The 22,087-nt window shown below is 60.9% G+C and carries 19 protein-coding genes and 1 pseudogene; 15 read left to right on the top strand and 5 right to left on the bottom strand.

What is annotated here, in order from left to right:
- Nucleotides 1-73: 73 nt before the first annotated feature.
- The 3 genes and pseudogenes from galE (at nt 74) to AC1DRE_RS17705 (ending at nt 1,736) form a co-directional block, all read left to right on the top strand.
- The gene (gene galE / locus AC1DRE_RS17715; protein ID WP_476985874.1) at nt 74-1,054 is read left to right on the top strand and encodes a UDP-glucose 4-epimerase GalE; all 981 of its coding nucleotides are present in this window, start codon (nt 74-76) and stop codon (nt 1,052-1,054) included.
- A gap of 13 nt (nt 1,055-1,067) precedes the next feature.
- Nucleotides 1,068-1,310 (top strand): annotated as a pseudogene (locus AC1DRE_RS17710) (LacI family DNA-binding transcriptional regulator); the annotation flags it as partial.
- Nucleotides 1,311-1,451: 141 nt separating this feature from the next.
- Nucleotides 1,452-1,736, top strand: coding sequence for a type II 3-dehydroquinate dehydratase (locus AC1DRE_RS17705; protein ID WP_476985873.1), 285 nt, complete (start codon nt 1,452-1,454; stop codon nt 1,734-1,736).
- Between the two features lie 2,200 nt (nt 1,737-3,936).
- On the opposite strand, the gene AC1DRE_RS17700 is transcribed toward AC1DRE_RS17705, so the two are convergent.
- From AC1DRE_RS17700 to AC1DRE_RS17690, 3 genes are all read right to left on the bottom strand, one after another.
- The gene (locus AC1DRE_RS17700) at nt 3,937-4,242 is read right to left on the bottom strand and encodes a DMT family transporter (protein ID WP_476985872.1); all 306 of its coding nucleotides are present in this window, start codon (nt 4,240-4,242) and stop codon (nt 3,937-3,939) included.
- A 955-nt stretch (nt 4,243-5,197) separates the two neighbouring features.
- A complete protein-coding gene (locus AC1DRE_RS17695) occupies nt 5,198-6,220 on the bottom strand; it encodes a helix-turn-helix domain-containing protein (RefSeq protein ID WP_476985826.1) in 1,023 nt (340 codons plus the stop codon).
- Between the two features lie 340 nt (nt 6,221-6,560).
- Nucleotides 6,561-7,799, bottom strand: coding sequence for an ROK family protein (locus AC1DRE_RS17690; protein ID WP_476985825.1), 1,239 nt, complete (start codon nt 7,797-7,799; stop codon nt 6,561-6,563).
- A gap of 250 nt (nt 7,800-8,049) precedes the next feature.
- Here AC1DRE_RS17690 and AC1DRE_RS17685 point away from each other — a divergent pair, with 250 nt between their 5' ends.
- The 9 genes from AC1DRE_RS17685 (at nt 8,050) to AC1DRE_RS17645 (ending at nt 18,030) form a co-directional block, all read left to right on the top strand.
- Nucleotides 8,050-9,186 carry a Gfo/Idh/MocA family protein gene (locus AC1DRE_RS17685; RefSeq protein WP_476985824.1) on the top strand — a complete coding sequence of 379 codons (1,137 nt, stop codon included), beginning with the start codon at nt 8,050-8,052 and terminating at the stop codon, nt 9,184-9,186.
- Nucleotides 9,183-10,226, top strand: coding sequence for a Gfo/Idh/MocA family protein (locus tag AC1DRE_RS17680; RefSeq protein WP_476985823.1), 1,044 nt, complete (start codon nt 9,183-9,185; stop codon nt 10,224-10,226). Before AC1DRE_RS17685 ends, AC1DRE_RS17680 begins: the two co-directional genes overlap by 4 nt.
- 44 nt (nt 10,227-10,270) lie before the next feature.
- Nucleotides 10,271-11,410, top strand: coding sequence for an ABC transporter permease (locus AC1DRE_RS17675; RefSeq protein ID WP_476985822.1), 1,140 nt, complete (start codon nt 10,271-10,273; stop codon nt 11,408-11,410).
- Nucleotides 11,411-11,475: 65 nt separating this feature from the next.
- The gene (locus AC1DRE_RS17670; protein ID WP_476985821.1) at nt 11,476-12,465 is read left to right on the top strand and encodes a sugar ABC transporter substrate-binding protein; all 990 of its coding nucleotides are present in this window, start codon (nt 11,476-11,478) and stop codon (nt 12,463-12,465) included.
- 80 nt (nt 12,466-12,545) lie between these two features.
- Nucleotides 12,546-13,397, top strand: coding sequence for a TIM barrel protein (locus AC1DRE_RS17665; RefSeq protein WP_476985820.1), 852 nt, complete (start codon nt 12,546-12,548; stop codon nt 13,395-13,397).
- The gene (locus AC1DRE_RS17660) at nt 13,390-14,244 is read left to right on the top strand and encodes a sugar phosphate isomerase/epimerase family protein (protein ID WP_476985819.1); all 855 of its coding nucleotides are present in this window, start codon (nt 13,390-13,392) and stop codon (nt 14,242-14,244) included. Before AC1DRE_RS17665 ends, AC1DRE_RS17660 begins: the two co-directional genes overlap by 8 nt.
- A complete protein-coding gene (locus tag AC1DRE_RS17655) occupies nt 14,241-15,737 on the top strand; it encodes a sugar ABC transporter ATP-binding protein (RefSeq protein WP_476985818.1) in 1,497 nt (498 codons plus the stop codon). The genes AC1DRE_RS17660 and AC1DRE_RS17655 overlap by 4 nt, the downstream gene beginning before the upstream one ends.
- 26 nt (nt 15,738-15,763) lie before the next feature.
- Nucleotides 15,764-16,777 carry a sugar phosphate isomerase/epimerase family protein gene (locus AC1DRE_RS17650; protein WP_476985817.1) on the top strand — a complete coding sequence of 338 codons (1,014 nt, stop codon included), beginning with the start codon at nt 15,764-15,766 and terminating at the stop codon, nt 16,775-16,777.
- 260 nt (nt 16,778-17,037) lie between these two features.
- Complete coding sequence (locus AC1DRE_RS17645; protein ID WP_476985816.1) at nt 17,038-18,030, top strand: aldo/keto reductase; 993 nt, start codon at nt 17,038-17,040, stop codon at nt 18,028-18,030.
- Nucleotides 18,031-18,200: 170 nt separating this feature from the next.
- On the opposite strand, the gene AC1DRE_RS17640 is transcribed toward AC1DRE_RS17645, so the two are convergent.
- Entirely contained in the window at nt 18,201-18,542 is a 342-nt protein-coding gene (locus AC1DRE_RS17640; protein ID WP_476985815.1) for a DUF5655 domain-containing protein, read from the bottom strand.
- A gap of 30 nt (nt 18,543-18,572) precedes the next feature.
- On the bottom strand, nt 18,573-19,331 hold the full coding sequence (locus AC1DRE_RS17635; protein ID WP_476985814.1) for a DeoR/GlpR family DNA-binding transcription regulator: 759 nt from the start codon (nt 19,329-19,331) through the stop codon (nt 18,573-18,575).
- A 148-nt stretch (nt 19,332-19,479) separates the two neighbouring features.
- Here AC1DRE_RS17635 and AC1DRE_RS17630 point away from each other — a divergent pair, with 148 nt between their 5' ends.
- The 3 genes from AC1DRE_RS17630 (at nt 19,480) to AC1DRE_RS17620 (ending at nt 22,045) form a co-directional block, all read left to right on the top strand.
- The gene (locus AC1DRE_RS17630; RefSeq protein ID WP_476985813.1) at nt 19,480-20,982 is read left to right on the top strand and encodes a rhamnulokinase; all 1,503 of its coding nucleotides are present in this window, start codon (nt 19,480-19,482) and stop codon (nt 20,980-20,982) included.
- Nucleotides 20,979-21,752: a class II aldolase/adducin family protein gene (locus AC1DRE_RS17625; RefSeq protein ID WP_476985812.1), complete on the top strand. Its 774-nt coding sequence runs from the start codon at nt 20,979-20,981 to the stop codon at nt 21,750-21,752. Before AC1DRE_RS17630 ends, AC1DRE_RS17625 begins: the two co-directional genes overlap by 4 nt.
- 104 nt (nt 21,753-21,856) lie before the next feature.
- Nucleotides 21,857-22,045 carry a sensory rhodopsin transducer gene (locus AC1DRE_RS17620; RefSeq protein WP_476985811.1) on the top strand — a complete coding sequence of 63 codons (189 nt, stop codon included), beginning with the start codon at nt 21,857-21,859 and terminating at the stop codon, nt 22,043-22,045.
- The last annotated feature ends 42 nt before the right edge of the window (nt 22,046-22,087 follow it).

Here is a 22,087-nt window from a genome sequence, read left to right as displayed (position 1 = left end):
GGGACGTCGGGGCAGTCTTTGCCCAGGCAGAGGAAGGCACTTGAGAATTCTGGTCACGGGCGGCACCGGGTAAATCGGGTCGCACACAGTACTGTCCCTGCAGGAAGCCGGCCATGACGTGGTGGTCATTGATAACCTGGTCAACTCGAGCGAGGAGTCGCTGCGCCGCGTGGCCGAGCTCAGCGGCAAGGAAGCGGTGTTCCACAACGTTGACCTCGTGGACGAGCCGGCCGTCGACGCCGTTTTCGCGCAGGACCGGATCGACGCGGTGATCCACTTCGCCGGCCTGAAGGCTGTGGGCGAATCGGTCCGGGAGCCGCTGAAGTACTACTACAACAACCTCGTCGGCACGCTGAACCTGATCCGCGTCATGGACAAGCATGACGTCCGCTCCCTCGTGTTCAGCTCCTCGGCTACCGTGTACGGCGAGCACAACCCCATCCCCTATGTGGARAAGATGGAGATCGGCGCCAACAACCCCTACGGCCGGACCAAGGAACAGATCGAGGACATCCTTTCGGACCTCGGCGMCGCGGACAGCCGSTGGCACATCGCACTCCTGCGCTACTTCAACCCGGTGGGCGCACACCCGTCCGGCCGGATCGGTGAAGACCCCCAGGGCATCCCCAACAACCTTGTCCCGTTCATTGCCCAGGTGGCTGTGGGCCGGCGGGACAAGCTCATGGTGTTCGGCGGGGACTACGACACCCCGGACGGCACCTGCCTGCGTGACTACATCCACATCGTGGACCTTGCCGAAGGCCATGTGGCAGCCCTTAACCACGTGGCTGACCGTACTGGTGTCTTCCGCTGGAACCTTGGTTCCGGCAAGGGCTCCTCGGTACTGGAAGTGCTTCGGTCCTTTGAAAAAGCCGTGGGACACGAAATCCCTTACGAGATCACCGGCCGCCGCGCAGGGGACCTCCCGGCCTTCTGGGCCGATGCCACCTCCGCCCTGGCTGACCTGAGCTGGTCCACCACGAAGACCGTGGACCAGATGTGCGAGGACCACTGGCGCTGGCAGAAAACCAACCCCAATGGCTATGCCGGCTAGAACAGCAACTCCCATGATCACGCCGAGCAACCATACGGTGGGGGCGTCGGAAGCACATCCGGGCCAGTCTTTCCTGGCGCCCGCCACGGGCATCCGGGAGGTAGCGGCCGCCGCTGGAGTGTCGACCGCTACAGCCTCACGTGCCCTGCGTGGACTGCCAAACGTCGCGCAATCCACTCGAGAACGAATTCTGTCTGTCGCAGCCAACCTAGGCTACGTTGCTTCTGCGGCAGCATCGGAGCTGGCACGGGGACGGGGCGCCCTAAGGGCCCCCATCACCGAGCAGCTTACGCAGGTTGCTTCGACCACGGCCGCATGGTCCCTGGCGCGACCCTTCGATCTTGCCGTCCACCCGCCGGTACCCAGCCGAGGAACCATCCACGTTATCAACGGGCCCTTGGCTAATCCGGACAAACACGACCATCGCCGGGCCCGTACCCGCGCAGAGATCGAGCAACTTGTCCAGTCGGCTGCGACGGCACACGGCTTCACCGCACGCATAGAGTCCTGCAATTTAGCCAGCATCGTGGATTCTGTGCGGGCATCCGCGGCCTCGGCCGTCGGGATAGTCATCAGCACAGGGGGCCTAGGCCATTCCTTAGCCGAGCTGCACAATGCGCTGGCTTCCCTTTGCATTCCCGCTGTCGAAATCCTCATCAACAACGACTACACCCGAAAGTAAAAAGATCCCCACCTCCGCTTGCACCGTCATGATCTCGGGTGCGAGCATTTACGGCTACAAACTGGCCATCGACTACCTGAGCACTGCCGTCTAGCCACAAGTCACCGCTAAACCCACGAGATCTGGCCACAGCTCTTGCCCAACTGGCCAGGCTCAGCGGCCTAAAGATCGGCTCCGGAATGGTGGCTGGCTGGAACATGGACAAAGACCGGGCCTTCCGGCCCTGGGGCCTCGAAGCGTCATGACCCGGAGTCATAAGGATGTGGACGACGACGGCGGGACGTTCCGGAGCCAGCCCTCCACCGCCGCGTCCCACTCGTCCGGATCGGAATTCCACTCCTCCGTATGCTCGCGGACGGAAAAGTGAGCAGCGTTGCCAGCTCGGGGCGCCAAAGTCAGGCGTGATCAACCAAGCAGGGCTGCCCGGAAGAAAGTCCGGATCCCACACACCTCCGCTCGGTGGACGGATCGGACGCCACTGCCGCAGATACCCCCAAAGACGTCCCCGCTGAACCCGGAACGTCCAACGACACCGACGATCCAGGCCGCAAAGTCATGCCCCCTGCAACAGAGACCTGCATGAAGTGGTGAAGGCAGAACCATGAGGAAGGACCGAAATGCAGGTCGAAAAGCCGCCCGTGCACACGGGTGTGCACAATGTGCACACCCCCTTTGGCCGGACAATACGCGATGAGCGCACCCTTTCTGGCTCGCGAACGCAGCTATCCGAGAAAGATCCTCGAAGAAAACTCGTCTTGGTCATGTCGTCACCACAACTCCTGACCATGAATGAGTGAGGGCCAACCACTGGCCACCGGAACAGCCAGATAGGACGGCACATACCCTAGATTCCAGCAAGCGGGAGGCCCGCAGGCCAGGACCCGACCCCGACCCACACAACCGAACAGGCGACCGCGGCGCCAGGCACAAACCGCGGACAGTGTCAGAGGGACCCGCGGAGGGACAATGTCCACACATTAAAGCAAAAACCCCTCTGCCGAGGGGTTATGCGTGCCCGAGGTGGGACTCGAACCGGACTCCGGCCCTTGAATTTCCGCCACTCCCCCGAAAACCTCCGCAATCCGGCCCGCTCCGCCACCAGTACGACCCGATCCGAAGCCCAGAGTGTGCACATTGTGCACGCTCTCTCCTTGCCCACTTCGGTGACCCCAATCGGGCTGGTTAAACCCGTCCGGGCGGGGCGCGCTTCCGCTCGAATGTGACAAGCAGGCCTCCGGCTCCGAACTGGCACCCAATAGGCACCGCACTTCGGGGCGGCTCTCCTGCTGGAAATCGACGAACATCATGGTGGCGGGTCCCTCCTCTCCGAACGTCTCATGGAGAAACGAACATGGGCCTACATGACAAACCCACGCGGCCTCCAGGAAGTGAGCACGGACCACCAACCGCGCAGCAGAGCCGACCGTTATGTCCGCGTGCTCTCCGGGCCAAGAGGCGCTCGACTGGCTGGCGGCTGATCGCGGAGATTAGGTAAGCCCAAGGGCAACAGGGGGTTCTGGTCGGGGTTCCCCAAGCCTGGCCACAATGTCGCTTTACGTGCAGAGTGGAGCGTTCAGCCAGCATTAACCCGGGCAACTTCCCGCAGCAAGCCCCGTTCCGACAAGCACTTCACGTGTGGCCTTTCCCGACCGAGTTCTGTGTGCCAACCCGATCATCAACTGCACGTCAAGCGACGATACGGAGGACGACAACGGTCGGGGCTTGCTGCTGGTGGCGCCAGCGAACGTCAGCGTCACTTTGTTCACGGCGGTTTCTGTGCCATGCGTGAATCCACACTCGGTGCTGTTCAGCGTCGCACCTGTAGCAGAGTGGCCGACCGTACCGCCGACCAACTGGTCTGGGCTGACTGGCCTGCTGTTGCGACACCGGCGCCGGTGAAACGCGGAACCTGCGGCAACAGCGAGGGCCGCGGCGCAGGGACTCCCATCCGCCCGCATCGGCTTTACGGATTTGCACGTCGAGTTCTAGTGGGAACTGGCCACGGCGCTCGAGCACGCAGTTCCTTTCCTACTTTTCCGGGACCGACGTCGTCGCCACAACAATCAACCTCGTCATCACGATCCGCGGAGGCATCCATGGCGCTTTCGCTAAGAATGCTCCGCTCGATGTTGCGATCCAATGCGCTGCCAAGTAGCAGGATCGTTGGAGTCCTTGTTCAACCTAGTTCCAAAGACTGCTGTTAGTGCGTGCTGGTCACGTTAAGTACGACGACTCCGGAAACGACTAGTCCGACTCCGACGATCTTCACAGTGCTGACCGCCTCCCCAAGAAATAGTGCCCCGATAGCAACAATGGCGATGGTGCCTAATCCCGACCAAAGAGCGTATGCCACTCCAACTGGGACGCTCTTCACGACCTGTGCGAGCAGCGCGAAGGCTATGCCGTACGCTCCCAAACACCAAATGCTCGGCCAAAGTCGACTGAATCCTTCAGTCGACTTCAAAAGGCTTGTACCGGCAACTTCCGCAGCGATAGCCAAAGTCAAGTAGATATAGCCCAAAATGCGCTCCTTTCGGTCTTGCAGCCACTTTCACCGCGATACAGGCCTCTAGAACAGCCAGCGTTTCGCCGGTCCTGAAGCTACGTGCTGTATGGAACGGCAGACGTACCGTTTCAGTGGCGGCGAAAACTTGCCGTGCGGACGGTGCACGTATGCCGTCATTTTTATCTTCGGTAACTATGTTATCTTATGTTCATATTGACATTAAAAGACTTTCCTGGGCCTGCGATAGTTTCGAAGTCCCGGCCCCGTTGATGTCCCACATCTCACAATTAAGTCCCTTCCCTGGTAACCCGCCGCGGCCTGGCTCTGTTTTTAGCAGCCAACATTAGTCGCGGACCAGTTTTCACATCGCGGATCTCCAGGCCAACGCGTCAGGGAAATGAACAAGACATAAACGTCCAGAATTGCTGAAGTGCTGTTAGCGGCGATGAAAAGCTGCCCATAGGCCGGCGGCCCGCGAAAATGCCCTCTGGTGGCCAACAAAGCTGCCCGTACACGCAGGGAAATTCACTAATCTTGGTTCACATGATGCCGGCTGGGAGGCTAGTCTAGGCCCCTGAGGCGTGACTCATGGACATTCTGCCCGAACCAGTCATCTGGCTCGGTGCCTTGATCAAGCCTCGTTCACCCCGGACAGTAGGCATGCGCAGGTCGACCCGCGCTTGACCTGATAAATGATTGTCCGGTTTCCGATGTGGCAGAAGCTGCGACCCGTGAGATAAGCGCCTCAACGCAGCTCCACCCCAAACTGTACCGACTATGGAAGGACCCGACGGACCCATCAATCTGGCGGCCAACAGGGAGAAGTAATGACCATCGAAAAGTGGATCAGATGATGAATGCACCGTCCCGCTCGTAGCAGAAGGGACGATAGGCGATACCGAGACCGGGTTCGCCGCTGGTCCATCCCCGTGACTCCGACCGCAATACCACCTTGTTAGGGCCTCAGTGACTCGCGCAGTCGTTGCAGGGCGACACGAACGTCGGTCTCGGATCGATGGATCTCCCTTACATTCATCCCGGTAAACTCTTTCACCGCACGACGCATGCTTTGAATGTTGGTGAATCCGCACGATGCCGCAATTTCTGAGTAGGTTATCTTTTGAGCGTCGGCCTGCAGGAGTAGCTCCAGCGCTCTGCGCGTTCTCAAGGCGCGTATGCGCTCACCCAGGTGGAGCTCTTCATTCTCGAAAAAGTAGAACAGGGAACGACGGGAGAGATTGAACCTTTCGGCGACCGTTGCCACGTCCAGATCAGCGTTGTCATAGTTAGCATCAAGGTATTTCTTCACCGCCCGACTTAGGGCTGGTTTCTGCGCCTCATCGCTGACCGGCGTTTCAAGCAGGGAACCCACCAGGGTCGCCATCACGGATCGGAGAATATCTCCGGTTCCCGATGCCTCGCGGTCAATGCCCTGCCGTTTCCAACTCAACAGCGCAGGAATTACGAAGGTGCCTACAATCGGATGCTTTGCGAGGTCAGGCAGGCGAAGTAGGGAGCCTAGCGCGGCCTCGCTCACATCTAGGCTGCTGCGGTCGATGTTGATCTGCAAGGCGTGAAAGCCCTCGGGCGCATCAAAACTGCCGCCCAGCGAGGTATCGATGAACCTGACGGCGCCCGGTGACACTGGCTCAGGCACGCCGTTGAGAGCGAGAATTAGGGCGGGCGCTTTCCTAAAGTAGGCCAGTCGCAGATCCCTACTGTCAGGATTCGGCGCCCACGAGCCCAAAGCCGGAGCGTTGACTATTTCTATGAGGCTGAAACCTGGCCCCGCAAGACTAATGGCCGAAGGAGTGAAAGGCACGGGATCAGCATGTGCCAACTTTTCCAACCGCATCGGAGTCTCGACAGCACTTCCGTACCACGTTCGCCAATGTTCGAACCTCTGTTCGGGGCTAAGCCCCTCCGGCACTGCATATCGTCGCAGATGACCGCTGTTCTCGGGAGCAGATTGAGGCATGCTATCCTCCTTTACACAGCTGAACCTTTCTGGCGGTCCTGGGGTGGCCACGACGTCTGAGGAAGCGGTTACGGTGGCTCATAAGACTGACCAGCAAGGACCTCAGCTGTTAGGTGTATTTTACCTGTGTACGTTTTGATTGGTGCGGTTATGGCTTTAATGCCGGCGCCCGAACCGTCCGGTATGGGCACCGCCTTCGCCTGGATGACATGCCGGTGGATAGGGCACGGGCTCGGAAAACGCCGCTATCGCCCACTCCACACACTGGCGTGCGCCTCTTCGACATCTCCGTTTGGAGACGTGGTCAAGGAAATGCGGATGCAATTGTTCGGCCACGGCGTCACGGAGCGGCCGGGAAACTTTGGGCGATGTGTTCCACGCTCTGCAGATCATCGGTATTTTGGTGTCCGCCGGGGTGCAGCCTGATCGCGAAATCATTGACTCGTTGAGGGGCGAGGGCATATTCGACAGCCAAGATGCTGGCCCCGACGACTCCAGCTTCCGGGCCGGTTTCGGATTGAGTGATATTCAGGTGCTGGGTCGCCAACGGCGTTGAGCGTGCATAGACCGTTTCACGGATTCCGGCGATCAGATGTTCTCCGGATTGAGCAAGTGATCCGCCGACGACAATCAGGGAAGGGTTGATGAGGCTCACACACATGTTGAGCATTTCTCCGATGTCGCGGCCAGCCTGCCGGACGGCTTGAATAGCAGCCAAATCGCCGGAACGGACGAGCAAGACGACGTCGTTTGCGGTGGTTGCTTCGAGTCCGTTTTCGCGGAGCTGGGCGGCGACGGCCGGAGCGCCTGCGATGGCCTCCAGGCAGGCAGTCTTGCCACAGCGACATTGAATTTCTGCCGCGTTGGAAACGGCAATATGACCGACGTCTCCGGCGACTCCTGCCGCGCCTCGCTGCAATATTCCTCCGCTAATAACACCCGATCCGATGCCGGTGGCGACTTTAAGGAAGATCATGTTGTCCACGTCGGGCCAGCGTGTCGCCCGCTCGCCGAGGGCCATAATGTTGACATCGTTGTCAACGAGTACGGGAACATCAAAGGTCTGCTGAACATAAGCTGGCACATCGAATCCATCCCATCCCGGCATGATCGGAGGGCTGGTGGGCTTCCCGGTGGAGTGTTCCACGGGACCGGGCAACCCGATCCCGACAGCGATGATGTCCGTTGCCGGACGCTTCTTCGTTTCCAAATGACCCTGCATTGTCATCGCTAGCCAGTCCAGAACAAATTCGGGCCCGCAGGAAATCTCAAGTCGTTCAGTAGTTTCCAGGAGAATCCTTCCCGACAGGTCCGTGAGAGCCACGGTCGCGTGCGTGGCGCCGATGTCGGCGGCAGCGACCAGCCTTGCACCGGGGTTAAAGGCTAGTCGCGCTGAGGGGCGGCCTCCGGTGGAAGCCGCATCCGACACCGGCACAACTAGCCCGAGTTCCAGGAGGGCCTCGAGGCGGGAACTGATGGCAGCTCGCCCCAAGCCCGTTATCCCGGCCAGGTCGGCCCTGGTTCGCGGGCGTCCGTCCCGCAGGATGCGCAAAAGTTCGCCGACACCGCCGTTGTGCATGTCTCTCCGTTTCGGGGCTCAAAAGAGGAGTGGGGAGCGTGAGGTCTTGACACACCACGCTTCACAGGACTCCGAGGGGACCTCATCTCCACTCAGTGTCAAGGTGCCCACTCACTCCCGTCCACTCGTCGAGGCCCTCAGCATCACAAAGTGCAGCTTCGGTGCGCAAACCGCCCCCAAGAGCGTCAAAAGGTGCAGACTTTTGCTGGTTGACTGACGAAAGCCCCGTGCTGCATGTCACTGTTTCGGCATGGAAAACAACAGAACCACGACAGCCCCCACCCGGTTACGGGCCGGGTTTGTCGGCGCCGGGTTCATGGCGGAGGTGCATAGCCGAGCCGCCCGTGCCGCAGGGGCGGAAATAGCCGGCATAGCGTCTTCGAGCCCTGCCAGTGCCGCCCGCGCCAAGGACCGCCTCGGCGTCGAACAGGCTTACGACTCCGTCCAGGACCTCGTCCAGGACGACATGATCGACATTATCCACGTCTGCACCCCGAACGCCACGCACGCCGCATTGGCGGAGGCCGCGCTGAAGGCAGGCAAGCACGTTATCTGCGAGAAGCCTCTGGCTACCAATGTGCAGGATGCCACCAAACTGGTGGAGCTGGCGGCTACGGCCGGGACGGTCGCGACCGTTCCCTTCATCTACCGGTTCCACCCGATGGTCCGGGAAGCCCGGGAACGTATTGCATCCGGCCAGACGGGACGGATCTCCACCATTCAGGGGTCCTATCTTCAGGACTGGCTGCTGTCGCGGGACGACGATAACTGGCGGGTGGACGCAAGTCTCGGTGGCCCTTCGCGGGCGTTCGCCGACATCGGCTCCCACCTGTGCGACCTCCTCGAATTCGTCACCAATGACCGGATCACCCGAATCGGCGCAGTTAGCCGCACACTGTTTTCCGGCCGGGCAAACCACACCGACATCCAGACGGAGGACCTCGTTGCCGCTGTATTCGCGACTGAGACCGGGACCGTGGGAAACCTCCTGGTCAGCCAGGTTGCGCCTGGACGGAAGAACCGCCTGATGATCGAGATCTCGGGTTCCGAGAGCACGGTCCAGTTCGACCAGGAAGCACCGGAGACGTTGTGGCTTGGTAAACGGGCCGGTTCCCAGCTGCTGGTCCGCGACCCGGACGCGCTCAGCCCCGAAGCGGCACGGCTCAGTGTCCTGCCGGCCGGGCATCCGCAGGGTTATCAGGATGCGTTCAATGCTTTTGTCGCCGATACCTACGCCGCAATCGACGGAGACATCCGCGATGGCCTTCCCACCTTTCAGGACGGGCTCAGGGCAGCCGTCCTAACAACAAGCATCATCGAATCCAGCAAGGGCGGTCAGTGGATCGATGTTCCCGGCATGAAACAACTAGAAGGAGTCCAGAAGTGAAGATTATCCAGGTAGGCCTCGGCGCATGGGGCGCTTCATGGCTGAACGTCATCCATCAAAGCAAAACCTGGGAACTGGCCGGCGTTGTTGACGTCAACCCGGACGCCGCTCGGACTGCAGGCGAACAATACGGAATCCCGGCCTACGCGAATATCCAGGAAGCCCTCAACCAGAAGGAAACCTTCGACGCCGTCCTCGTCATCGTTCCGCCCGAGTACCACGCCTCAGTGTCGATCCCGGCCCTTGAAGCTGGCGTGCACACACTAATTGAGAAGCCTCTTGCCCACAGTCTTGAGGACGGAGTCCGGATCATCGAAGCAGCGGAGAAGTCCGGCAAGCAGGCCATGGTGTCGCAGAACTACCGTTTCAAGCGGGCGGCCCGGACGGTTCAGCGCCTCATCAGCGAAGGGGTGATCGGAGACCTCGAGCACGTCTTCATTGATTATAAGAAGAACCCGCCGTTCGAGGGCTTCCGGCTTGAAATGGATGAACCCCTCATCGTGGACGCCATGATCCATCACCTTGACCAACTCCGCGGCATCGTTGGTGTCGAACCCACCGCCGTGCGTGCACGGTCCTGGAACACTGGCACCTCCAGGTTCAAGGGCAACGCCTCCGCGGTCGTGCAGTTCGACTGCGGCAACGGTGCCCGCGTCGTATACACCGGTTCATGGAGCTCCTACGGCCCGCAGACCAGCTGGGATGGCGACTGGGAAATCCAGGGCAGCAAGGGTGCCATCACATGGAAGAACAACGAGGTCACCATCAACTTCGCCTCACTGTTCGACACTGTATTCCTCGCCGGTGCGGTGGAACACGCCGGCGTCATGCATGTCGATCTGGATCCCCTGCCGGTCGAGGAACGCCTGGGGACCCTGGCAGCCTTCCGCGACGCCATCGAAACGGGGCATAAGGCTGAGACGGACGTCACCGATAACATCCAGAGCCTGCAGCTCGTCATGGCCACCGCCGACTCCGCCCGCCAGGACGGTGCGCCCATTCTTTTGAAGACCAACGCCGAACTCTTCGGCAGCCACTAGCACTTCCGACCCGAGGAAGTGTCGAATTGACTGGAGATACAACCATGCAGCCACAAACAGCCACCGGCTCCGCCGGTCCGGGTTCCGGGAAGGCTGGCCCCGGAAAATCCCAAGACGAGTCCCGTTCACGGCTTTCCGGCGTCGGTGACTTCATCGGTGCGCAGGGCCTGCTCGTCGTCGTCTTGCTCTTCGGTGTACTGCTGACATTCCTCAGCCCGGTATTCCTGACCACGGTCAACCTGGTAAACCTGCTGTACCAGTGCACGATCCTCGGTGTTTTCGCCATCGGCATGACCTTCGTGATCCTTACCGGCGGCATCGATGTCTCGGTAGGCTCGACCGCTGCCCTGTCGTCCGTGCTGTCCATGGGCGTGATCGTCAACATGAACATGCCGCCGGCAATCGGACTCCTGACCGGCCTCGTGGTTGGTGCCGGCGTCGGAGCTGTCAACGGGCTGATGGTCACGAAGCTGGGCATATCCCCGCTGATCGCGACCCTGGCAACACTCTCCGCCGGGTCGGGAATCGCCTTCGCCTACTCCGACGGCGGCAACATCACACCTGTTCCAAAGGTGCTCACCGACATGGTCAGCGCGAAAATCGCAGGAATCCCCCTGCTCATACCGGCCGTTCTGGTCCTGGCCTTCCTGGCCCACCTGGCCCTGACCCGTACCACCTACGGACGCTCCATTTACGCCGTCGGCGGCAACAAGGAAGCAGCCCTGCTTGCAGGGATCCGCGTCGACCGTGTCACGATGAACGCCTATATCATCGCCGGTCTCTCGGCGGGAATGGCAGGGCTCCTGCTCACCGGCCGCCTGGCCTCCGGAAGCCCGCGTGCCGGCGACGGCATTGAACTGACCGTCATCGCCGCCGTGGTCATCGGCGGAACCAGCCTCTTCGGCGGCCAAGGAAACATCAAGGGCACCCTGCTCGGCGTGCTGTTGATCGCCATGGTCTCGAACGCCGTAAACCTGCTCGGCATCCCCTCATCCTACGACCGTATCGTCCAAGGCGTCGTCATCTTCGCCGCCGCCGCCCTTGACGTGTACCGCTACAAGTACGTCCAAAAGAACCTGTCGCGGAAACGCAAGATCGGGCCGGCTCCGGCGATAGACCCGAAGACGGCCGGCACCCCGATCACCGGGCCCGCCACAGCGCACACCACCCGAACTTCGGCCTGACACCTCACCCGCTTACAGCCCGGCCCAGCAGGCACACCCAAGCACTCAACAGAAAGAGTAAGTCAATGAAGACCTCACCCAAACTGGCGGTCCTTGCGGCAATCTCCGCCGCCACCATCGCCCTGACCGGCTGCGGTGCACCCAGCGCCGCACAGGAAGCAAACAACGGAACGAAGACAAAGAAAATCGCCGTCCTGCTCTACAGCCAGAGCTTTGAATTCATGGTTGCCCTCGGGCAGGGCGTCAAGGATAAGGCGAAGGAACTCGGTGTGGAAGTCACAGTCCTTGATGCCAAAGGCGATTCCAGCACCCAGATCAGCCAGATCCAGGACCAGCTTGCCCAGGGCGTAGACGGCATCGTCCTTAGCCCGAATAACTCCGCTGAGCTCGTTCCCGGAGTCCAAATGATCCACGATGCCGGAAAGACCGTCACCACCGTTGACTCGGTGATCCCGGGCGACATCGCTGACGCTGCCGTCGCCTTCGACAACGAAAAGGCCGGCAAACTCGGCGCTGAAGCCTTGGCCAAACTGATGGGAAACAAGGGAACCGTCCTTGAATACCAAGGAGCCAAGGGCGCCTACCACGCAATTCTTCGCGGCAAGGGCTTCACCGAGGGCATCAAGCAGTCCCCCGACATCAAGGTCATCGGCCGTGACGCGCAGTGGACTGCAGATAACGCACTGTCCCTGACCGTCGATAACTTCACCGCCGATTCAAGCATCAACGGTCTCTTCAGCCATAACGACGAAATGGTGCGTGGCATCGTCTCCGGCCTCTCACAGATCAACAAGGACGCCCCGGTCGGAGCCGCAAACCACATCCCGCTCGTCGGAGTCGACGGCACACCGCTCGCCCTGGACCGCATCCGCAAGGGCATCCAGGACGCCACGATGGACCAGAACCCCTTCGAAATGGGAGCACTGGCCCTTCAGGCCCAAGTTGATCTGCTCGACGGCAAGCAGGTCCCCAAGATGCAACTGACCGACACCAAGCTCATCACCAAAGAGAACGTCGATGACCCCAAGCTGTGGGGCAACATCTTCAAGGACTAGAGCCCCCAAGCTCTAACTGCCGGGGCCGGGGCCTGCCACTAGGCCCCGGCAGAACCAACAATTCCAACTCAAGGAGAAACATGTCCCGCTTCAAGTATTCCTACAACGCCATCGTCTACTACCAGGAAGACATCGCCAAAGGCATCGACCGCGTTGCTCGCTACGGCTACGACGCCATCGAACTCGTAGGAGAACCCGCAACGCACAACGTCGAAGAAATCAACCAGCTCACCAAGGACGCCGGCATTGACGTCAGCTCCATCTGCAGCATCTGGTTTGGGGAGGAACGCGACCTGATCAATCCCAGCGCCGCCAACCGGCAGAAGGCCCTGGACTACGGCAAGTCGGTAGCCGACTTCGCCGCCGCCGTCGGAGCTCCGACCATCATCGTCGGACCTTCCCCTGTGGGTAAGACCGAAGCCCTGGCCAGCGACGAACAGGAATGGGAATGGGCTGTCGCGAACGTCCGCACGCTCGGCGAATATGCGGCCAGCGTCGGCATCAACATCACCCTCGAACCATGGAACCGGTACGAGACACATTTCCTGAACCGGCTCGACCGCGCCGTTGAACTCCTGGACGCTACCGGCCTGAAAAACGCCGGCGTGCACGGTGACCTCTTCCACATGAACATCGAAGAAGACACCATTCACGGCGCCTTCGCCCGTGCCGGCAGCAAGGTCAACCACGTCCACCTCGCCGATTCAAACCGTGCAGCCCCCGGCGTAGGACACATCGACTTCCGTCCGACACTGCAGACGCTGAAGGACATCAACTTCGACGGCTACCTGACCTTCGAACTCCTGCCCGCCGCATCAAACCCCTTCGCAATGATGGCACGCGGCGGCCACCTGGAGTTCCTGGACCCCTACACCGAAAAAGCCATCAACGAAATGAAAAAGCTGGAACAGGAGCTGTGGCCCAATGAGTAAATACCAGTTCGGAGTCAGCACCTTCATCCTCGTCTCCCCGTTCACCGACCAGGACGTCGATCAGTTCGATGTCGCCAAGGAGATGGGCTACGACCTGATCGAAGTCTGCATTGAAGACCCTGCCGTGGTCAGCGCAGAAGCACTGAAGAAGGCCTCAGAACGAACCGGGCTGCCCGTGTCCATCTGCGGCGCATTCGGCCCGGACCGCGACGTCTCACACGAGGACCCGCAGAAGCGGCGGCAGGGCATTGACTACCTGAAACAGTGCGTCGACATCGCCCAGGCCGTCGGATCACCCCACGTGGCCGGACCGATGTACTCAGCCACCGGCAAAGCCCGGCTGCTTCCCCCCGGGGAACGCCAGCAGCAGCGCCAGTGGGCGGCCGACAGCCTGCGTGAAGTGGCCGACTACGCCTCCGAACGCGGCGTCACCCTGGCCATAGAACCGCTCAACCGGTTCGAAACCGACCTGGTCAACACCGTCGAGCAGGGACTGGAACTGTGCGAGCTGATCGGCCGGGACAACGTAGGCCTGATGCTCGACACGTTCCACATGAACATCGAAGAGAAGACCATCGGTGCCGCCATCACCGCTGCCGGTGACAAGGTCTTCCACTTCCAAGTGTCAGAAAACGACCGCGGAACGCCCGGCAGCGGACACGTCCCGTGGTCCGAGACCTTTGACGCACTGAAAACGATCAATTACGAGGGTTCCATTGTGGTCGAATCGTTCCTTCCCACGGTCGAGGAAATCGCCAAGGCCGTTTCGCTCTGGCGGCCGGTGGCGCCCTCCATGGACGCGCTGGCCCGAGACGGACTCACCTTCCTCAGGAGGGAACTGGCATGACCGAGAAGCCCGGACTCGCTCCAGCAATCGTTGAAGCACGCAATCTCGTAAAACTGTTTCCGGGCGTCGTCGCCCTCTCCGGCATGAACTTTGAGCTTCATGCCGGAGAGGTGCACTGCGTCTGCGGCGAAAACGGAGCCGGAAAATCAACGCTGATCAAGACCCTCAGCGGGTTCTACACACCCGACGAAGGCGGCGTGTACGTGGACGGCGAACTCATGCCCTCCAGCACCGTAGCCTCCAAGGCCGCCGGCATCGCCACCATCTACCAGGAGCACAACCTGGTCCCGGACCTGTCCGTTGCAGAGAACGTTCTTCTGGGAAACTGGGGCGGACACAACGGCATCCTCTCCCGCCGCGAGATCCGCAAGCGCGCACGCAAAGCCCTCGACCAGGTCGCACCCCACCTCAACCTCGACACCCCTGCCATGGCCCTCTCAACGGTGGACGGTCAGATGGTGGAAATCGCGCGCGCCATAGCCCAGGACGCGAGAGTCATCATCATGGATGAGCCCACCACCGCCCTGACCGAGCAGGACGTTGAGAAACTGTACAAGCTGGTCAACGAGCTGCGGTCCAAGGGCCTGGCGATCATGTACGTTTCGCACAAACTGGAAGAAGTCTTCACACTGGCCGACCGGATCACCGTCATCCGCGAAGGCAAAACGGTCGCCTCATCCGTCCCGGCAGATGAACTCGACGCCCGCTCCGTGGTGCAGCTGATGGTGGGCAAGGACGTCGACCTCTACGAGCACATACCCCGCGAACGCGGTGAACTCGTTCTTGAGGCCCGGGGCCTCAGCCTGGCCGGTGCGTTTGAGGACGTGAACCTCCAACTGCACGCGGGAGAGATCGTTGGACTCGCAGGACTCGTCGGTGCCGGCCGGACCGAGGTTGCCCGATGCATTTACGGGGCAGACAAAGCCGACGCCGGAACCGTAGAGGTAAACGGCCGGAAACTGCGTCTGAATGGTGCATCTGCCGGCATCGCTGCCGGCATTGCCCTCGTCCCGGAGGAGCGAAAGCTGCAGGCCATCATCCCGATGCTGTCCATCCGCGAAAACACCACGCTGACCCTCCTGAAACAGGTTAGTAAATGGGGCGTGCTGCAGAGGGACTACGAAAAGAAGATGGTCGGCGACTACATCAAGGAACTCGATGTCAGGACCCCGTCTGCGGAAACGCCGATACAGTCCCTGTCCGGCGGCAACCAGCAAAAGGTCATCATCGCACGATGCCTGGCAAGCAACCCCAAGGTGCTCATCCTGGATGAGCCAACAAAGGGCATCGATATCGGTGCGAAGGCCGAGATCCACCGTCTGATCGAACAGTTGGCCCGCAGAGGCGTAGCCGTACTTGTGATCTCCAGCGAACTCCCCGAGCTGCTCGAGCTCTCCGACAGAGTCATGGTCATGCGGTCCGGCCGAGTAGTGGCCGAGCTGGACAAAGCCCAAGCAACCAAAGAGAACGTCATCGCTTACGCCGCAGCCTAAGCGATCCCACCAGAACGGATACAAGCATGCCCGATCAGCAGACCCGCCCGTACACCCTGTTCACCGGCCAGTGGGCCGACCTCCCGTTCGAGGAAGTCGCGCGCCTGGCCTCCGGCTGGGGCTACGACGGCCTCGAAATCGCCGTCTCCGGGGACCACCTGGACGCCTGGCGCTGGGACGAACCCGGCTACGTCGAAGCCAAACTCGCCGTCCTGAAGAAGTACAACCTGAAGGTCTGGGCCATCTCCAACCACCTCAAGGGCCAGGCCGTCTGCGATGACCCCATCGACTTCCGCCACGAAGCGATCGTCGGGTCCAGGGTCTGGGGCGACGGCGACCCCGAAGGCGTCCGCACCCGCGCCGCCGAGGAAATGAAACACACTGCCCGGCTCGCCAAAGCCCTCGGCGTGGACACCGTCGTCGGGTTCACCGGCTCCTCCATCTGGCAGTACGTCGCCATGTTCCCGCCCGTCCCGGAAAAGGTCATCGACGCCGGCTACCAGGACTTCGCGGACCGCTGGAACCCCATCCTGGACGTCTTCGACGAATGCGGCGTCCGCTTCGCGCACGAAGTCCACCCCTCCGAGATCGCCTACGACTACTGGACCACCGTCCGCACCCTCGAAGCAATCGGCCACCGCGAAGCGTTCGGGCTGAACTGGGACCCTTCCCACTTCATGTGGCAGGGCATCGACCCGGTCTCCTTCATCTGGGACTTCAAGGACCGGATCTACCACGTGGACTGCAAGGACACCAAGCTCCGCCCCACCGGCCGGAACACCGTCCTCGGCTCGCACCTGCCCTGGGGCGACCCGCGCCGCGGGTGGGACTTCGTCTCCGCCGGCCGCGGCGACGTCCCCTGGGAATCGTCGTTCCGCGCCCTCACCGCGATCGGCTACACCGGCCCCATCTCCGTGGAATGGGAAGACGCCGGCATGGACCGCCTCCACGGCGCCCCCGAAGCCCTCGCGGCGCTGAAGAAGTTCGACTTCCCCGCCTCGCAGACCAGCTTCGACGCCGCCTTCAGCAGCAAGGACTGACAATGCCGGGCAGCGTCGTGCAGCTGGGGCCAACCGGTCAATGGCTTTCGTCGGCCGTGCAAGAGAACAGAGAAGAGAAACTGTCGGATCATGACAGCTCATTGCCGTCGTAGACACGGGCGTACGCGGCTCCATCCGGTACAAGACCTTGAAGCCATTAGCAGCAAACGGATTTCGGGGGATCTGTCTCGCGACCCAGAACGGGTGCGAGATAGGTCCTTCGAGACTCTTTCGCTCCTGCCGAATTGAAGAGGGTAGAGATGAAGAAGCGAATGCTTGGCCATAGGGGATTGCCAGTGACGTCCGTGTGCATCGGAATTGGCACAGTGGATACTCACTCCGGACAGCTGAAGTTCCGAGCCGGTTTAGAAACGGCCGTGGCGACCATTCAACGGGTGCTGGAGGGACCTTTCAACTTCATGGATGCGAGTGGTGAATACTGGCAAGGAGCGGAGGGATCACGTCGGATTTCGCGCGCCATTCATGAGGCAGGCGGCCTGCCCGACGGATTCGTGCTGACGAGCAGAGTGGGACCCGCCTTAGGTCTCGACTTTTCGGGCGACAGCATTGTTCGGGCCGTGGAAGAGAGCCTTCAGCGGCTTCGCCTCGACAGTCTCCCGCTGGTCTTGCTACAAGATCCCGAAGGGCTCAGCCTTAAGGCAGCCACAGCCCCTGGCGGCCCTCTCGGGTCCCTTGTCGGGTTACGGGATCAGGGCTTGATCCGTCACCTCGCGATCGAGGGCGGTCCGGTAGATCTCCAACTGAAGTACTTGGCAACTGATGCCTTCGACGCCGTGTTCAGCCACACTCCGTATAACCTGATGGATCGGGCGGCCGAACCGCTGATCCAGAATGCAGTCTCCCGGGAGGTGGCATTCGTAAATGCCGCGCCGTTCACCGGCAGCTTACTTCTGCAGGGAGCGGGAACGCCCCCCCGTCGCACAAATTGGGAGAGGAGCCCGGCACGTCTGGAACGAAGCGATAAGATGCGGTTGATCTGTGCGGCGTATAGCATCCCCCTGGCGGCAGCTGCACTGCAGTTCTCGGTGCTCGATCCACGGGTTGCCTCAACGATCGTTGGCGTCAGTACCCCGTCGCAAGCCGAGTTTGTCGCGGACCTCGCACAGTGGAAAATTCCCGCTGCTGCCTGGGATGACCTACTTGATCTGGTGGAGGAAACCGACCTCGCTGTAAGTTGTCGCGATGATGTCATTCCGACCACGGATCTTCGCCTTACAGGGAGCAGCGTGTGACATTTCCTGCCCCCAATGCGCTCCCCCACACCCCCGACCGGCAACCCTGACAGCATCTTGAACGACAGACAAGAATCGGCACCGGCTCCCACCGCCTCGTTGCAACCATCGCCCAACAAGCTCACCGATCCGCGCCATGAACACCGCGGCGAGGGGCCACCGTGGCCGCCTCAGACGGTGTGGGCATATCCTTCGCGGATCCAGGTGAGCAGTTCGGCGTCGATCTCTGAGGGGTCCGTCAGGATGACTTCGTTGTGCCACCGGTTGGCCGACACTCGCTCGGCGCGGTGAATCCGTGCCGATTCGAGTTCTCTGGTCAGAACGATGTTGACCAGAATCCCACCACGGCGGGGATGGATACCAAGAAACGCTCGTCCGTGGACCACGTGGAACGACGACGCGTTCTCTAGCAGCTCACACCTGCGGAGTGGAGAGATCTTGTCCATAAGCGCACCGTAAATGCTGGACGAAATCGGGTCACCATCAATGCGTTCTCTTGCCGTGCGGGCCATTCAGCTAGCATACGGCAGGCCGACGACGCTTCAGAGGATGTCAGTGACGTCTCGGAAAGGGTCCAGTTTCGGGTCCTTGGGGTCGAGTTCCGTGACGAGCAAATCGATCCTGGCCATTGGGAGGGCGCGAGCGACGGAACGCGTACCGAGCTTCGATGAGTCTGTGGCGATGACAACCAACTGGGACGCGTCCGCCATCGCCTTCTTCACCTCAACCTGAGCCATTGTGGGTTCGCTGGTGCCGATGACCGGGTCGATGCATGTCGTCGAGAGAAAACATGTATTCAGTAAGAAACTGGACAACGAGGCCACGGCCAACGGCCCGACGAGGCTGGCGTTCTGCTCCTCGGATTCCCCTCCGGTGAGGTACGCGCGTATCCCTGGCCGATGTTGAAGGGCCGTGAACGTGGCCAATCCGTTCGTGATAACTGAGAGTTGCTCGACATCTTTTAGCGCGCTTGCGAGCTGAAAGACCGTAGTTGATGCATCAAAACCGATTGCTTGGTTTGACTTGATCAGGGGCACCAACTTCTCGGCGATACGGCGCTTTGCGGCAAAATGACGACCTTGGCGTTGATGGAAATCCTCGACACCGACGTAGACGGCACCACCCCTGACACGACGTGCGATCCCTTCCCGTTCCAAATAATCGAGATCGCGGCGAACGGTCATTGGGTGCACGTCGAGTTTTTCAGAGGCGGCAGCCAGGTCAACTGTGCCGTCCTCGCGAAGGATCGCTCTGAGCATTTCTCGGCGTTCTTCCGTGGCTGCAGTGCCGCTTAGCGTCATGTCGCCCCCTTGGTTGTCATAGAACTAATCCTACCGCCATTTGTTAGATCGTGTTCAAAACTCTTGCATCGAGTGAAATTCCTTGATAAATTTCACAGCATGTACCACCCGGTGCATCACCGTCTTTCAGTGTCGAGAGTGAGGATCCATGCCTGCGTTTATAGCGGTTGACCTTGGAGCCACGAGTGGGCGGGTCTGTTACGGGATCATCGAAGATACACAGATCGAAATGAAAGAAGTAACACGATTTAGCAACGACCCGCTTCTGGTCTCGGGCGTTTTGGAGTGGGACACTGCCCGGCTGTTTCAACAGACGCTCATTGGCCTTCGCACCGCCCTCGCGTCGCTAGGCGAACGGGGCCATTCGGCCAACGGCGCAGGTATCGACAGTTGGGGTGTCGACTACGGCATCGTCCGCTCTGGCGCACAGGACTTCCCGCCAGCGCGCCATTACCGGTCAGCTCCGTCCGAGACCGTCGAACGTCTCCGGCAGCGGATCCCGGCCCGGGTCGGGTACAGCATCACGGGCATCAATCCGCTCCCCATAAATACGCTCTACCAACTCTCGGACGCTGCCCAGCGAGGCGAACTGGATGGTACAGAGAGAGCCCTCCTAATCCCCGATCTCTGGGTGCACGGCCTCACAGGCACCTTCGGGGCCGAGCGTTCGATCGCGTCAACCACGGAACTCGTGGACATATCCACCGGTAGCTGGTCTCCGCAACTGGCCTCACGGGCCGGCATCCCACTCTCAGCCCTGCCACAGCTGTGCGATACCGGGACCGCTGCCGGGGAAATTCTTCCGGCCATCCGCGGCGCCATCTCAGCAGCCGAGCCGTTGATGGTGTATCGCGTCGCAGAACATGACACCGCCTCGGCTGTGCTGGCGCTACCCGCCGAAGAACCGTACGCGTTCATCTCGTGCGGCTCGTGGTCGCTCGTGGGACTCGAACTGGACCGGCCGGTACTGACCGAGGATTCACGATCAGCAAATTTCACGAATGAGCAGGGTGCCTACGGCACGACACTTTTCATGAGGAATCTGGCAGGTCTGTGGCTGCTCGAGGAATGCGTCCGGCAATGGAACAGAGACGTTCGTAGCCGCTTCACAATCCCGGCTCTCCTCCGCGCAGCCCAGGATGTCCGGGCTCATCAATTTGTCATCGACGTTGGCGACCCTGCCTTCCTGGAGCCTGGCGACCTTCCAGCACGAATTGCGAGCTATTGCCAACAAAACGGTCAGCCGGTTCCCGAAAGTCATGCCGAAATGACCAGGTGCATCGTAGACAGCCTGGCCCTGGCATACCGCACAACGATCGCCAAGGCCCAGGAGATCAGCGGGGAACCCGTCGAGGTGATCCACATGATCGGCGGAGGTGCCAGAAACTCGCTGTTGTGCCAGCTGACCGCCGACGCGTGCCAGCTCCCCGTTCTGGCCGGTCCCGCCGAAGCCACGTCCTTGGGCAACCTCCTGGTCCAAGCCATCTCCACGGGTGCAGTCGAAAACGTGGCCCACGCCCGCAAGATCGTTCGGGCCAGCACCGAACCGCTGCGGTACAACCCGGCCTCCCACAGGTCCTCATTGCTTGCCTGGCAGACAGCCGGGCAGAAACTGCATAACCTCCAAGCCGCGCGAAAGGAACAGTCGTGAGCCATGAAATAGCCGACGACATTGTCAGGCTCTGCCGAACCCTCGGAGAACCCGGGCGGGACTTAGTGATCCTTGCTGAAGGAAACGTCTCCGGGCGAGCGACCCCGGAGACGATGTTTGTCAAGGCGTCAGGGGCTAGCATGGCGGCGGCCACCCGAAAAGACCTGGTTGAGGTCCGGCTGGCTCCGCTTCTGGCCCTTCTGCACGATGACACGGCCGATGATGGAACGGTTGCGCGCGTACTGATGGAAAGCCTCGTCGACTCCGAAGACAAGAGGCCCTCCGTTGAGGCTTTGCTGCACGCTGTCTGCCAGGAATACGGGGGGGCGCCGGTCGTCGCCCACACCCATCCGGTCAGCGTCAATGCGTTGCTTTGTTCCGACCAAGCCACGGAGCTCGTCTCAGGATCCCTCTTTCCCGACCAGGTGGTGGTCCTGGGCAAGCACCAGCTGCTCATTCCCTACACCGACCCGGGGCTACAACTGGCCCGCAGCGCACGCCGCGAACTTCAGCACCATATCGCTGCGTTCGGTGGGCCGCCGAAGGCTCTATACCTTGTCAATCATGGAATGTTTGCCTTGGGCCAATCTGCCACGGAGGCTCTGCACATCACAGAAATGGCTGTGAAATGCGCCCGCATCATCGGTGGCGCCCTTTCCATTGGCAACACTACACACCTGTCCGAACCAGACGCCGAGCGCATCGACTCGCGTCCGGACGAACACCTCCGCCGCCAGGAGCTTCTCAACTCCGGCGGCCAGCACCAGTGACCTCGGAGTTGGTGCGGCTCACCCTGAACCGCAACTGACCCAATAGACGACCAATGCCATCATCGGCACCGAAACCAGCCTTACTACATCGATCGGGAGATCCCATGTCTGATTCTGACAAGCACGAGAAAATTTTGACACGGCTGGCGAACCATGGCCTGCACATCCCCGCAGGAGTCCCCTATGCCCGCATGGTGACCAGCAACATCCCCGGGCTCGCTCAGTACAGCCGCTTGGATACCACGCAGGGCGCCTACACGTTGACGAACGCCACCCCCACGGGAAGGGATTAATCCACTTGTCCAGTCACGCTTCCACGGCCTTCGTCGGCGATG

This window comes from Arthrobacter sp. P4_H3 (assembly GCF_056400885.1).
The sequence above is the reverse complement of the archived record's forward strand: the minus strand, read 5'-3'. Positions and strand labels throughout refer to the sequence as shown.

What these genes read in the sequence shown, in the direction of transcription:
- AC1DRE_RS17695 (WP_476985826.1), bottom strand. Translation starts at nt 6,220, where the DNA reads ATGCCTCAATCTGCTCCCGAGAACAGCGGTCATCTGCGACGATATGCA.
- AC1DRE_RS17690 (WP_476985825.1), bottom strand. Translation starts at nt 7,799, where the DNA reads ATGCACAACGGCGGTGTCGGCGAACTTTTGCGCATCCTGCGGGACGGA.
- AC1DRE_RS17685 (WP_476985824.1), top strand. Translation starts at nt 8,050, where the DNA reads ATGGAAAACAACAGAACCACGACAGCCCCCACCCGGTTACGGGCCGGG.
- AC1DRE_RS17675 (WP_476985822.1), top strand. Translation starts at nt 10,271, where the DNA reads ATGCAGCCACAAACAGCCACCGGCTCCGCCGGTCCGGGTTCCGGGAAG.
- AC1DRE_RS17670 (WP_476985821.1), top strand. Translation starts at nt 11,476, where the DNA reads ATGAAGACCTCACCCAAACTGGCGGTCCTTGCGGCAATCTCCGCCGCC.
- AC1DRE_RS17665 (WP_476985820.1), top strand. Translation starts at nt 12,546, where the DNA reads ATGTCCCGCTTCAAGTATTCCTACAACGCCATCGTCTACTACCAGGAA.
- AC1DRE_RS17660 (WP_476985819.1), top strand. Translation starts at nt 13,390, where the DNA reads ATGAGTAAATACCAGTTCGGAGTCAGCACCTTCATCCTCGTCTCCCCG.
- AC1DRE_RS17655 (WP_476985818.1), top strand. Translation starts at nt 14,241, where the DNA reads ATGACCGAGAAGCCCGGACTCGCTCCAGCAATCGTTGAAGCACGCAAT.
- AC1DRE_RS17650 (WP_476985817.1), top strand. Translation starts at nt 15,764, where the DNA reads ATGCCCGATCAGCAGACCCGCCCGTACACCCTGTTCACCGGCCAGTGG.
- AC1DRE_RS17645 (WP_476985816.1), top strand. Translation starts at nt 17,038, where the DNA reads ATGAAGAAGCGAATGCTTGGCCATAGGGGATTGCCAGTGACGTCCGTG.
- AC1DRE_RS17640 (WP_476985815.1), bottom strand. Translation starts at nt 18,542, where the DNA reads ATGGCCCGCACGGCAAGAGAACGCATTGATGGTGACCCGATTTCGTCC.
- AC1DRE_RS17635 (WP_476985814.1), bottom strand. Translation starts at nt 19,331, where the DNA reads ATGACGCTAAGCGGCACTGCAGCCACGGAAGAACGCCGAGAAATGCTC.
- AC1DRE_RS17630 (WP_476985813.1), top strand. Translation starts at nt 19,480, where the DNA reads ATGCCTGCGTTTATAGCGGTTGACCTTGGAGCCACGAGTGGGCGGGTC.
- AC1DRE_RS17620 (WP_476985811.1), top strand. Translation starts at nt 21,857, where the DNA reads ATGTCTGATTCTGACAAGCACGAGAAAATTTTGACACGGCTGGCGAAC.